This is a genomic window from Mycolicibacterium chitae, from assembly GCF_900637205.1.
Taxonomy (GTDB): domain Bacteria; phylum Actinomycetota; class Actinomycetes; order Mycobacteriales; family Mycobacteriaceae; genus Mycobacterium; species Mycobacterium chitae.
Window position 1 is genome coordinate 1670862 of the sequence record NZ_LR134355.1, and the last position, 12189, is coordinate 1683050.

At 71.5% G+C, this 12189-nt stretch carries 14 protein-coding genes; 12 read left to right on the forward strand and 2 right to left on the reverse strand.

Features of this window, described 5'->3' with window-relative positions; translation table 11 throughout:
* The first annotated feature begins 46 nt into the window (after positions 1 to 46).
* The 8 genes from nadD to holA all read left to right on the forward strand — a co-directional run bounded on the left by nadD (position 47) and on the right by holA (position 6750).
* Complete coding sequence (gene nadD / locus EL338_RS08030; RefSeq protein ID WP_235666487.1) at positions 47 to 667, forward strand: nicotinate-nucleotide adenylyltransferase; 621 nt, start codon at positions 47 to 49, stop codon at positions 665 to 667.
* Positions 664 to 1059: a ribosome silencing factor gene (rsfS, locus tag EL338_RS08035; RefSeq protein ID WP_126333256.1), complete on the forward strand. Its 396-nt coding sequence runs from the start codon at positions 664 to 666 to the stop codon at positions 1057 to 1059. Before nadD ends, rsfS begins: the two co-directional genes overlap by 4 nt.
* Positions 1056 to 1724: a glucosyl-3-phosphoglycerate phosphatase gene (gene gpgP / locus EL338_RS08040; protein ID WP_126333258.1), complete on the forward strand. Its 669-nt coding sequence runs from the start codon at positions 1056 to 1058 to the stop codon at positions 1722 to 1724. Before rsfS ends, gpgP begins: the two co-directional genes overlap by 4 nt.
* On the forward strand, positions 1714 to 2448 hold the full coding sequence (gene octT / locus EL338_RS08045; RefSeq protein WP_126333260.1) for a diglucosylglycerate octanoyltransferase: 735 nt from the start codon (positions 1714 to 1716) through the stop codon (positions 2446 to 2448). The genes gpgP and octT overlap by 11 nt, the downstream gene beginning before the upstream one ends.
* Positions 2449 to 2451: 3 nt before the next feature.
* Positions 2452 to 3288, forward strand: coding sequence for a DegV family protein (locus EL338_RS08050; protein WP_126333262.1), 837 nt, complete (start codon positions 2452 to 2454; stop codon positions 3286 to 3288).
* Between the two features lie 87 nt (positions 3289 to 3375).
* The gene (locus EL338_RS08055; protein WP_126333264.1) at positions 3376 to 4218 is read left to right on the forward strand and encodes a ComEA family DNA-binding protein; all 843 of its coding nucleotides are present in this window, start codon (positions 3376 to 3378) and stop codon (positions 4216 to 4218) included.
* 14 nt (positions 4219 to 4232) lie between these two features.
* Positions 4233 to 5720: a ComEC/Rec2 family competence protein gene (locus EL338_RS08060; protein ID WP_126336738.1), complete on the forward strand. Its 1488-nt coding sequence runs from the start codon at positions 4233 to 4235 to the stop codon at positions 5718 to 5720.
* A 43-nt stretch (positions 5721 to 5763) separates the two neighbouring features.
* Positions 5764 to 6750 (forward strand): DNA polymerase III subunit delta, encoded by a 987-nt coding sequence (gene holA / locus EL338_RS08065; RefSeq protein WP_235666404.1) that lies wholly within the window; start codon positions 5764 to 5766, stop codon positions 6748 to 6750.
* Position 6751: 1 nt separating this feature from the next.
* On the opposite strand, the gene rpsT is transcribed toward holA, so the two are convergent.
* A complete protein-coding gene (gene rpsT, locus EL338_RS08070; protein ID WP_126333268.1) occupies positions 6752 to 7012 on the reverse strand; it encodes a 30S ribosomal protein S20 in 261 nt (86 codons plus the stop codon).
* A 186-nt stretch (positions 7013 to 7198) separates the two neighbouring features.
* On the opposite strand from rpsT, the gene EL338_RS08075 reads away from it, so the two are divergent.
* From EL338_RS08075 to EL338_RS08085, 3 genes are read left to right on the forward strand one after another with little or no spacing between them, the layout of a single operon-like run.
* Positions 7199 to 8908, forward strand: coding sequence for a circularly permuted type 2 ATP-grasp protein (locus EL338_RS08075; RefSeq protein ID WP_435404896.1), 1710 nt, complete (start codon positions 7199 to 7201; stop codon positions 8906 to 8908).
* Positions 8908 to 9882 (forward strand): alpha-E domain-containing protein, encoded by a 975-nt coding sequence (locus EL338_RS08080; RefSeq protein ID WP_126333272.1) that lies wholly within the window; start codon positions 8908 to 8910, stop codon positions 9880 to 9882. The genes EL338_RS08075 and EL338_RS08080 overlap by 1 nt, the downstream gene beginning before the upstream one ends.
* A 2-nt stretch (positions 9883 to 9884) precedes the next feature.
* Complete coding sequence (locus EL338_RS08085) at positions 9885 to 10724, forward strand: transglutaminase family protein (RefSeq protein ID WP_126333273.1); 840 nt, start codon at positions 9885 to 9887, stop codon at positions 10722 to 10724.
* A 9-nt stretch (positions 10725 to 10733) separates the two neighbouring features.
* Here EL338_RS08085 and EL338_RS08090 read toward each other — a convergent pair whose 3' ends face one another.
* On the reverse strand, positions 10734 to 11570 hold the full coding sequence (locus EL338_RS08090; RefSeq protein ID WP_126333275.1) for a ribonuclease Z: 837 nt from the start codon (positions 11568 to 11570) through the stop codon (positions 10734 to 10736).
* Between the two features lie 168 nt (positions 11571 to 11738).
* Between EL338_RS08090 and EL338_RS08095 the strand changes: the two genes are divergently transcribed.
* On the forward strand, positions 11739 to 12170 hold the full coding sequence (locus EL338_RS08095) for a CBS domain-containing protein (RefSeq protein WP_126333277.1): 432 nt from the start codon (positions 11739 to 11741) through the stop codon (positions 12168 to 12170).
* Positions 12171 to 12189 lie beyond the last annotated feature (19 nt).

Consider the following 12189-nt stretch of genomic DNA (forward strand, 5'->3'; position numbering starts at 1 on the left):
CGAGATCGCTCCAGTAAGCTGGCCTACCGTGAAACGGCTGGGCGTGATGGGGGGGACCTTCGATCCCATTCACAACGGGCACCTGGTCGCGGCCAGCGAGGTGGCCGACCTGTTCGGCCTCGACGAGGTGGTGTTCGTCCCCACCGGACAGCCCTGGCAGAAGCACGGCCGATCGGTGACCGCGGCCGAGGACCGCTACCTGATGACGGTGATCGCCACCGCGTCCAACCCGCGCTTCACGGTCAGCCGGGTCGACATCGACCGCGGCGGCCCGACCTACACCAAGGACACCCTGCGCGACCTCAAGGCCGCCAACGCCGACACCGAGCTGTACTTCATCACTGGCGCCGACGCGCTGGCGTCGATCCTGAGCTGGCAGAACTGGGAGGAGATGTTCTCCCTGGCCCGGTTCATCGGGGTCAGCCGACCCGGCTTCGAACTCGACAGCAAGCACATCACCGAGGCCATGTCCGAACTGCCCGCCGAGGCGCTGACCCTCGTCGAGATCCCCGCGCTGGCGATCTCGTCCACCGACTGCCGCAACCGCGCCGCGCAATCGCGGCCCATCTGGTACCTGGTACCGGACGGTGTGGTGCAGTACGTCGCCAAGCGGGCGCTGTACCGCAGCCATCCGACCGCCGTTCCGATCCCCGAGGTGAACCCATGACCGCGACCGACGAAGCCCTCGAGATGGCCGCCGTGGCCGCCCGCGCGGCCGCCGACAAACTCGCCGAGGACGTGGTGGTGATCGACGTCTCCGGTCAGCTGGTCATCACTGACTGCTTCGTGATCGCCACGGGCGCCAACGACCGTCAGGTCAACGCCATCGTCGACGAGGTCGAGGAGAAGATGCGCCAGGCCGGCAACAAGCCGGCGCGCCGCGAGGGCACCCGGGAGGGCCGCTGGGTCCTGCTCGACTACGTCGACGTGGTGGTGCACATCCAGCACCGCGACGAGCGCGAGTTCTACGCGCTGGACCGGCTGTGGAAGGACTGCCCGGTGGTGCCGGTGGACCTGGGTGATCGCCCCGGCGACGGATCCGGCGAGGATCAGCAGTGAGGATCCGCCGACTGGTCATGCTGCGGCACGGCCAGACCGAGTACAACGCCGGCAGCCGGATGCAGGGCCAGCTGGACACCGACCTGTCCGAGTTGGGCCGCGCGCAGGCGGTCGCGGCCGCCGAGGTGCTGGGCAAGCGCCGGCCGCTGCTGATCGTGTCCTCGGATCTGCGCCGGGCCTACGACACCGCGGTGACCCTCGGCGAGCAGGCCGGCGTGCCGGTCGAGGTCGACAAGCGGCTGCGCGAAACGCATCTGGGGGACTGGCAGGGGTTGACCCACACCGAGGTCGACGCCCTGGCCCCGGGGGCGCGCCTGGCGTGGCGCGACGACGCCCGCTGGGCCCCGCACGGCGGGGAGAGTCGGGTGGATGTCGCCGAGCGCAGCGTGCCGCTGGTGACCGAACTCGTGGGCAGCCAACGGGATTGGGGTGCCGACGAATCCGATCGGCCGGTGGTGCTGGTGGCCCACGGCGGCCTGATCGCCGCGCTGACCGCGGCCCTGCTCGGGATCCCGGTGGACAACTGGCCGATCCTGGGCGGGATGGGCAACGCCAGCTGGGTGCAGCTGGCCGGGCATTCGGCCCCGGACGCGGCCTTCGAGGGCATCCGGTGGCGCCTCGATGTCTGGAACGCCTCGGCGCAGGTGGCCAACGATGTCCTCTGATCCCGGGGCGCGCAAGACGCTGCTGGTGTTCGCCGACTCGCTGGCCTACTACGGACCGACCGGCGGACTGCCCTCCGACGACCCGCGCATCTGGCCCAATATCGTTGCCCGGCAGCTCGACTGGGATCTCGAACTGATCGGTCGGATCGGCTGGACCTGCCGCGACGTGTGGTGGGCCGCGACCCAGGACCCGCGCTCGTGGGCCGCGCTGCCGCGCGCGGGGGCGGTGGTCTTCGCGACCTGCGGCATGGATTCGCTGCCCTCGCCGCTGCCGACCGCGCTGCGCGAGTCGATCCGCTACGTCCGCCCGGCGCGCCTGCGCCGCTGGGTGCGCGACGGCTACGGGTGGTTGCAGCCGCGGCTGTCGCCGGTCGCGCGGCCCGCGCTGCCGCCGCACCTGACGGCCGAATACCTCGAGATGACCCGCGGCGCAATCGACTTCAACCGACCCGGCATCCCCATGGTCGCCACGCTGCCCAGCGTGCACACCGCCGACACCTACGGCAACTCGCACCGCGGCCGCGACGGTACCGTCGCGGCGATCACCTCCTGGGCGGCCGAGCACGACGTGCCGCTGGTGGACCTCAAGGAAGCCGTCGCCGACGAGATCTACGGCGGCCGGGGCAATCCCGACGGCATTCACTGGAACTTCGAGGCGCACGAGGCCGTCGCGGAGTTGATGCTCAAGGCGCTGGCCGTCGCGGTCGAGAAATCGGGCGGTTGATCGGTGCCGGTCATAGTCGTCACCGACTCCGCCGCCCGGCTACCCACCGAACTTGCTGACGCACACGGTATCCGGGTGGTTCCGCTGCACATCCTGCTCGACGGGGCGGATCTGCACGACGGGGTCGACGACGTACCGCCGGACATCCACGACCGGCAGGCCAGCACCGCCGGCGCCAGCCCGGAGGAACTACGCACGGCCTATCGGCGGGCCCTGGCCGACAGCGACGGCGCGGGGGTGGTGGCGGTGCACCTGTCCGCCGCGCTGTCGAGCACGTTCGGCGCGGCACAGCAGGCCGCCGCCGAGGTGGGTCCCGAGGTGGCGGTGGTGGATTCCCGCTCGACGGCCATGGGCACCGGCTTCGTGGCGCTCGCCGCGGCCCGCGCGGCCGCTGCCGGCGCGGACCGTCACGCCGTTGCGGCCCAGGCGCATTCGGCGATCGGCCGCAGCCACGGCTACATCGTGGTGCACCGGCTGGACAATTTGCGGCGCAGCGGACGCATCGGCGGCGCGGCGGCCTGGCTGGGTACCGCGCTGTCGCTGAAGCCGCTGCTGCGCATCGACGACGGCAAACTGGTGCTGGCCCAACGGGTCCGGACGCCGAGCAAGGCGGTCGCGACCATGATCGACCGGGTCTGCGAGGTGGTGGGTCCGCGCGCGGCCGCGCTGGCGGTGCATCACGTGGCCAATCCCGACGGCGCCGACGAGGTGGCCGCCGTTCTGGCCGAACGCCTGCCGGCCTGCCCGCCGGCCCTGCGCAGCGAGCTGGGTCCGGTGCTGGCGTTGCATGTCGGCGCCGGTGCGGTCGCCGTCGTCGCCGACGTGCCCGAGGGCGAATAACCCGCGGCTGTCCACAGCGCGGGCTTGCTCCACAGGAGCCGGCGGCGGGGGCGGCGAATGTCGCGGCGCGGTCCTAGCGTCGGCGGCATGCCCCACGAAACACCCGCGGATCGGCTGCGCCGCCTCGACGGCCTCGACGTCGATCCGGACGCCGACGACACCGACGACGGTGACCCCCGGGACCTGCTGCCGCGCTGGTTGCCCGACGCCGACGCGGGCCACGACGGCACGCTGCGCGGCTGGATGGCCGCCGCGCGGGCGGACCCGGGCCGCGCCGGCGGGTTCGCGTTGGCCGGTGTCGCGGCCCTGGCGGTGCTGGTGACCGTATTCACCCTGATGCGCGACGACCCCACCCCGGTGGCGTCGGCCAAGCTGCCGCCGGTGGAGATGGCGGCCTCGGCGAGCCCCGGCCCCAGCGCGAGTGCGCCCGCGCCGCCCCCGGATCAACCGGTGGTGGTCAGCGTCGTCGGCCTGGTGCAGCAGCCCGGGCTGGTCACGGTGGCGCCGGGGGCCCGGGTGGCCGACGCGCTGACCGCCGCCGGCGGCGCCCTGACCGGCGCCGACACCGTGGGGCTGAACCTGGCGCGCCACCTCAGCGACGGCGAACAGGTGGTGGTCGGCCTGTCGCCGGCGCCGGGCGCGCCGCCGGTCCTGGGCAGTTCGATCAGCGGCGGTCCCGCCCCGGGCGGCGGCGCCACCCCGGCCCCCGGTGCCCCGGCGGACGGCGACGATCCAGGGGCCCCGCTGGACCTCAACACCGCGACCGCCGCTCAGCTCGAGGAGCTGCCCGGCATCGGCCCGGTGACCGCGGCCGCCATCGTCGCGTGGCGCGAACAGCACGGGGGCTTCACCGGCGTCGAGCAACTCGGGGAGGTCGACGGGATCGGGCCGGCGCGGCTGGAGCGGCTGCGCGACCAGGTTCGGGTGTGAATGATCGCCCCGATCTGCGCCTGGTACCCGCGGCACTGGTCGCGTGGGCGATCACCGCCGCGGGCACCTACTGGAACCTCGGGGCCGCGTCGGCGGTGGTGTGCCTGGTCGTCGCGGCGGTGGCCGCCGTGCTGCGGGGCCGTATGCCGGCGGAGCGAGACACGGCCCGGGTGATCGGCGCGGTCGTGACCACCGCGGCGCTGGTGGGAGTAGGCTTTGGCCTGGCGATCAGCCTGCGCGCCAACAGTATTCGCACCCATCCGGTGGTCGACCGGTACGGCACCACGGCGACCGTGACGGTGGTGGCCGCCGAATCGCCGCTGTCCATCGGCAGTGGCCGGCTGTTGATCCGCGCCGATTTGCGCCAAGTCGACGACCTGCGCACCCGGGGCCGGGTGGTGGTGTTCGCGCCCGTGCTGCAATACCACGCGGTCACCGCGGGGCAGCCGCTGCGCTTTCGCGCCCGGGTCACCCCGCCCGGCCGCCGCGACCTCACCGTCGCGGCGCTCAACGCCTCTGGCGAACCCACCCTCGGCGAACCCTCGGCGCTGCAGCGCGCGGCGGCCACCGTGCGCGCGCGGCTGGCCGCGCGGGCCCGGGAGGTCCTGCCCGCCGATCAGGCCGCGATGCTGCCCGCGCTGGTCCTCGGCGACACCTCCGCGGTGCCGCCGGCGGCCACAAGGGAGTTCCGCATCGCCGGGCTGACCCACCTGACCGCGGTCTCGGGCGCCAACGTCACGATCGTCTGCGGGGCGGTGCTGCTGGGCGCGGGGCTGCTCGGCCCGCGGAGCGCGGTCGTGCTCGCCGCCGTCGCGCTCGTGGCGTTCGTGGTGGTGGTGCAGCCGACCGCCAGCGTGCTGCGGGCCGCGGTGATGGGGGCCATCGCGCTGCTGGCGCTGTTGACCGCGCGGCGCCGCCAGGCCATCCCGGCCCTGGCCGGCGCGGTGCTGGTGTTGCTGGTGGTCGCGCCGCAGCTGGCCGTCGACGTCGGATTCGCGCTGTCGGTGTCGGCGACCGCCGCGCTGATCGTGCTCGCGCCGCGTTGGTCGCAGCGCCTGGTCGGGCGCGGCTGGCCCAAGCCGCTGGCCGACGCCGTGTGCATGGCGGTGGCCGCGCAGCTGGTCACCGCCCCGCTGGTGGCCGGGATCTCCGGCACCCTGAGCCTGGTCGCGGTGCTGGCCAACCTGCTGGTGACCGTCGTGATCGCGCCGATCACGCTGCTGGGCACCGCGGCCGCGGCGCTGGGCATGCTGTGGCCGGCCGCCGCGCGGCTGCTGATCCGGTTCACCGGCCCGGAGCTGTGGTGGCTGCTGCAGGTGGCGCACTGGACCTCGGCGGTGCCGCACGCCGCGGTCCCGGTGCCCTCCGGTGCCGTCGGCGTGCTGGCGCTGGCCGGCGCCACCCTGGCGGTGGCACTCAGCTGGGGGCGCCGCTGGGCGCGGATCGGGCTGGGTTGCGCGGCCGCGGTGGCGTTCGCGTGGGCGCTGTCGGGGCTGCTGTGAGCGCTGGTCTCGCGGCGTCGCCGGGATGTGGCACCATCGTCGCGTGAGTGCACAGGTTCCCGGTCTGCATCTGGTCCTCGGTGACGAAGAACTGCTCGTCGAGCGGGCCGTCGCCACGATCACCCGGGAGGTCCGCGGGCGGGTCGGCTCCGGTGGCGGGGGCCTGGAGATCGGCGACATCCCGGTCAACCGGCTGCGCGCCGGAGATGTCAGCACCAGCGAGCTCGCCGAGCTGCTCAGCCCGTCACTGTTCGCCGACGAGCGCATCGTGGTGCTCGAGGCCGCCGGCGAGGCCGGCAAGGACGCCGTCGAGTTGGTCGCCGCCGCGGCGGCGGATCTGCCGTCGGGCACCGAACTGGTGGTCGTGCATTCCGGTGGGGGCCGCGCCAAGGCGCTGGCCACCCGGCTGCGCGACCTGGGCGCCCGGGTGCACAAGTGCGCGAAGATCACCAAGGTCAGCGAACGCGCCGACTTCGTGCGCGGCGAGTTCCGTTCCCTGAAAATCAAGGTCGGCGACGAGACGGTGACCGCGCTGCTGGATGCGGTGGGCTCCGATATCCGGGAGCTCGCCTCGGCGTGCTCGCAGCTGGTCGCCGACACCGACGGTCGGGTGGACGCCGCCGCGGTGCGCCGCTATCACAGCGGAAAAGCGGAGGTCAAAGGGTTCGACATCGCGGACAAGGCGATCGTGGGCGACGTCGAGGGGGCGGCCGAAGCGCTGCGCTGGGCCATGCTGGCCGGCGAGCCGCGGGTGGTGCTGGCCGACGCGCTCGCCGAGGCCGTGCACACCGTCGCGCGGGTGGCGCCGCTGTCCGGGGATCCCTACCGGCTGGCGGGAGAGCTCGGCATGCCGCCGTGGCGCATCCAGAAGGCGCAGAAGCAGGCCCGGCGCTGGTCGCGGGACCGGGTGGCCAGCGCGCTGCAGCTGGTGGCGGCGCTGAACGCGGACGTCAAGGGAGCGGCCGCCGACGCGGATTACGCGCTCGAGGCGGCCGTGCGGAAGGTGGCCGAGTTGGCCAGGAACAACTGAATCAGAGCTTGTTGAGCGCCAGGGTCAGCGCCGACTTCTTGTTGGCGGCCTGGTTCTTGTGGATGACGCCCTTGCTGGCGGCCTTGTCGAGCTGACGGTTGGTCGACAGCAGCAGCTCGGCGGCCTTGTCCTTGTCGCCGGCCTCGACGGCCTCACGGAACCCGCGGACAGCCGTGCGAAGTGAGGACTTCACCGACTGGTTGCGCAGACGGGCGCGCTCGTTGGTGCGGTTGCGCTTTACCTGCGACTTGATGTTGGCCACGCGTCAGTTCCTTCTGATTTCTCGAGCTGGGTTGTCTTCGGGAGAAGCAATCTCCGGATGCCCGATCCGGGCAGCGATTGTTCAGGTTACCAGTTCGGCCGGGCAACCCCCAAAGCGTGCCGGATCCGCCGACCCGATTGCCCAGCCAGCCTGCCTGAACAACCCGCGTGGTGCAGCATGGGAACGATGAGCGTTCGCACTGTGTCCGGCCAGAGCAAACGAAAGACGAGTTCGCGCGCCGCCAAGAAGTCCGCGCCCATCTTCGACGGCTACACCGAACGCGGCACCTACGCCGACGCGTTCGACGAGATGTTCGATGCCCAGGGCGCGGTCCGCGGACCGTACAAGGGGATCTACAAGGAACTGGCGCCGTCGGACGCCTCCGAACTGGCGGCGCGCTCCGAGGCGCTGGACCGGGCCTTCACCGATCAGGGCATCACCTTCTCGCTGTACGGCGAGGAGCGCCCGTTCCCGCTGGACCTGGTGCCCCGGGTGATCTCGGCCGCCGAATGGACCCGGTTGGAACGCGGCATCAAACAGCGCGTCACCGCGTTGGAGGCCTACCTCGACGACATCTACGGCGACCAGCAGATCCTGCGCGACGGGGTGATCCCGCGCCGGTTGGTGACCTCCTGCGACCACTTCCACCGGGAGGCCGCGGGCATCGTGCCGCCCAACGGCGTCCGGATCCACGTCGCCGGCATCGACCTGATCCGCGACGAACAGGGCACCTTCCGGGTGCTCGAGGACAACCTGCGGTCCCCGTCGGGGGTGTCCTACGTGATGGAGAACCGCCGCTCCATGGCGCGGGTCTTTCCCAACCTGTTCGCCACCAACCGGGTCCGCGCGGTCGGCGACTACGCGTCGTACCTGCTGCGCGCGCTGCGTAAGGCAGCGCCCACCAACGTGGCCGATCCCACCGTCGTGGTGCTCACGCCCGGGGTCTACAACTCGGCGTACTTCGAACATTCGCTGCTGGCCCGGCAGATGGGCGTCGAACTGGTCGAGGGCCGCGACCTGTTCTGCCGCGACAACACCGTCTACATGCGCACCACCGAGGGGGAACGTCAGGTCGACGTCATCTACCGCCGCATCGACGACGAGTTCCTGGACCCGATGCACTTCCGGCCGGATTCGGTGCTGGGCGTGGCCGGGATCGTCAACGCCGCGCGTGCGGGCAACGTGGTGATCTCCTCGGCGGTGGGCAACGGCGTCGGCGACGACAAGCTGGTCTACACCTACGTGCCGACCATCATCGACTACTACCTGGGGGAGAAGCCGCTGCTGGCCAACGTCGACACCTTCCGCTGTTGGCTCGACGACGAGCGCGAGGAGGTGCTCGACCGGATCGACGAACTGGTCATCAAACCCGTGGAGGGTTCCGGCGGGTACGGCATCGTGTTCGGGCCCGAGGCCTCCGAGAAGGAACTGGCCACCATCCGGCGCAAGGTCGAAGCCGATCCTCGCGGGTGGATCGCCCAACCCGCCGTGCAACTCTCGACGGTGCCCACCCAGATCGACCACACCCTGGCCCCGCGGCACGTCGACCTGCGGCCGTTCGCGGTCAACGACGGCGACGAGGTCTGGGTGCTGCCGGGCGGCCTGACGCGGGTGGCGCTGCCGGAGGGTTCGCTGGTGGTCAACTCCAGTCAGGGTGGCGGCTCCAAGGACACCTGGGTGCTGGCGTCGCGCGCGTCCTCGGCCGACCGCGAACTCGCCGCCGCCGAGGTGGTCCGCAGCCTGCCCGGGGAGGCCAAGGCGCCGGCGCCGAAATCCACCGAGCGGCCGTCGAAGAACGGCAAGAGCGGCGAACAACAGCAGCAGCAACAGCAGGCCGTCGTCACCGGCGACCAGCAGCAACAGCAGCAGCAACAGCAGCAGGCGGTGAGCGACTGATGTTGGCCCGCAACGCCGAATCGCTGTACTGGATCGGACGCTACGTCGAGCGCGCCGACGACACCGCGCGCATCCTCGACGTGGTGATCCATCAGCTGCTCGAGGACTCCAGCGTCGACCCGGACCACACGTCGCGGGTGCTGCTGCGGGTACTGGGCATCGACCCGCCCGACGAAGCCCTGGACGTGTGGTCGCTGACCGAACTGGTGGCGTTCTCCCGCGGCGCCGGGGGCGGCTCCTCGATCGTCGACGCGATCACCGCGGCGCGCGAGAATGCCCGCGGCGCACGCGAGGTCACCTCCGCCGAGATGTGGGAATGCCTCAACACCACCTACAACGCGCTGCCCGAGCGGGAGCGCGCCGCGCGGCGGCTCGGGCCGCACGAATTCCTCGCCTACGTGGAGGGCCGCGCCGCGATGTTCGACGGCCTGGCGGACTCCACGCTGTCGCGCGACGACGGCTACCGGTTCATGGTGCTCGGGCGGGCCATCGAGCGCGTCGACATGACGGTGCGCATGCTGCAGTCCCGCGTCGGGGAGAGCGCGTCCTCGCCCGCGTGGGTCACGGTGCTGCGCTCGGCCGGCGCCCACGACGCCTACCTGCGCACCTACCGCGGCGTGCTCGACGCCCGGCGGGTGGTCGAATTCCTGTTGCTGGACCGGCTTTTCCCGCGGTCGGTGTTCTACTCGCTGCGGATGGCCGAGCACAGCCTGGAGGGCCTGCAGCACCGCACGCGTAACCGCGTCGGGGCCACCGACGAGGCGCAGCGGCTGCTGGGCCGCGCCCGCAGCGAGCTGGAGTTCCTGCGCCCCGGGGTCCTGCTGGAGTCCTTGGAATCCGGGCTGGACGATCTGCAGCGCACCTGCTCGGAGGTGTCAGAGGCGTTGGCGCTGCAGTACTTCCACTCCGCACCCTGGGTGGCCTGGACCGACGCCGGGCACGACGCGTTGGTGATCGAAGAGGGGGAGATCTAGCGATGTGGCGGCTGCGCGTGGTGCACGCGACGGGGTATGCCTACCAGTCCGCGGTGACCGCCTCGTTCAACGAGGCGCGGCTGACGCCGCGGTCGGATCAGCGGCAGAACGTGATCCTCAACCGGGTCGAGACGGTGCCGGCCACCCGGTCCTACCGCTACGTCGACTACTGGGGCACCGCCGTCACGGCGTTCGATCTGCACGCCCCGCACACCGAACTCGAGGTCACCGCGTCGTCGGTGGTGGAGACCGAACAGCCCGAAGCGCCGCAGAATTCGGTGAGTTGGGACGACCTGGCCTCGGAGGCCGTGGCGGACCGCTACAACGAGATGCTCAGCCCCACCCACTACACGCCGGCGAGCAAGCGCATCGAGCGGGTCGGGCGCCGCATCGCCAGGGATCACGACCCGCAGGGGGCCGTCATCGAGGCGGCGCGCTGGGTGCAGGGCGAGCTGACCTACGTCGCGGGCACCACCGGGGTGCATTCCTCGGGCCTGGATGCGCTGCGCGAGGGCAAGGGCGTGTGCCAGGATTTCGCGCACCTGACGCTGATCCTGTTGCGGGGGATGGGGATTCCGGCGCGCTACGTGTCGGGTTATCTGCACCCGCACCGCGACGCCGCCGTCGGCGACACCGTCGACGGGCAGAGCCACGCCTGGATCCAGGCGTGGACCGGCGAGTGGTGGTACTACGACCCGACCAACGACACCGGCATCAACCAGCAGTACATCAGCGTCGGGGTGGGCCGCGACTACTCGGACGTGACGCCGCTGAAGGGTATCTACTCCGGCGCGGGTTCCACCGACCTCGACGTCGTCGTGGAGATCACCCGGCTGGCCTGACCGGCGGCCTCAGCCGACCTGCACCCGATGCAGGTCGTCGCCGAGTTCGATGCGGCCGTCGAACTCGGTGGCCGCCAGTTGCCGCCACTGCTCCTCCTGTCCGGGGGCGATCGCCGGGACGTAGTGGGTGAGGATCAGCGTGCCCACCCCGGCGCGCGCGGCGGTGGCCGCCGCCTGTTGCACCGACGAGTGATAGTCGCAGATGTCCTTGAATCGTTGCATCGGTATCTGATTCACCAGGTCCTCGCGGATGACGGTGTGCACCAGGGCGTCCGCGCCGGCGCTCAGGTCATCCAGGCCGGCGCACGGCACGGTGTCGCCGGCGAGCACCACCGCGGTGCCCTCGCAGTCCACGCGGAATCCCAGCGTGGGCTCCACCGGTCGATGATCGGTCGGCGCGGCGGTGATGCGCACCGGTTCGCGGTCCCACACCGGGCCCTCGGTGTACTCGTGCACCTCCAGCGGGGGCGGTTCGGTCAGGTCGTCGTGGTGCGCGATCCGGTAGCCGATGTCGAAACCGAACGCTTCGAGCGTCGCCCGCACCACCTCGGCGGTGCCGGGCGGGCCGATGATCGGCAACGGCGCGGCCTGCGCGTCGAAAGTCGTCACCCACCGGGTGATGATCACGTCACCCAGGTCGGTGATGTGGTCGCTGTGCAGATGGGTGAGCAGCAGGGCGTCGAGGTTGTTGGCCCCGACGTCCACCGCCGCCGCGCGTTGCAGCACGCCGCGGCCGCAGTCCACCAGCAGCGTCTGACCGCCGGTCCGGACCAGGGTGGCCGGGCCCGCGCGGTGCGGGTCGGGGATGGGACTGCCGGTGCCCAACAGGGTGATCTCGATGGCCATGCGCTGGGTATCTCACACCGCCGTCGCGGCGGCGGGAAATCTCGCGAAATGGCATCCGTCGTTCACCGAGACGTGACGGCACCGTGCCCAATGGTTCGCCGAAACCTTTCGCGGGCGGACGATCGCGCCTAGTCTGGTGTGAACTGGATCACAGCTGTGGAGGTTGCGATGCGGATCGCGGATGTCCTGAGGAGCAAGGGGGCCGACGTCGCGACGGTGAGCCCGCAGGCGTCGGTACGAGAGCTACTGACCGGGCTGGCCGAGGCCAACATCGGCGCCATGGTGGTCGTCGGCTCGGCGGGGGTGATCGCCGGCATGGTCTCCGAGCGCGACGTGGTGCGCCGCCTCTACGAAAAGGGCCCGGCCATTCTCGAGTTGCCGGTGGCCCAGATCATGACCCCCGCGGTGGCCACCTGCGGGCTGGATTCCTCGGTCGACGAGCTTTCCGAGATGATGACCACCAATCGGGTGCGCCACATCCCGGTGCTGGTCGACGGCCGTTTGGTCGGGATCGTCAGCATTGGCGACATCGTCAAGACCCGCCTGGAGGAACTGCAGTCCGAGCAGGAACAGCTGCAGGCCTACATCACCCAGGGCTGACCCTCGGACTTTGCTATGA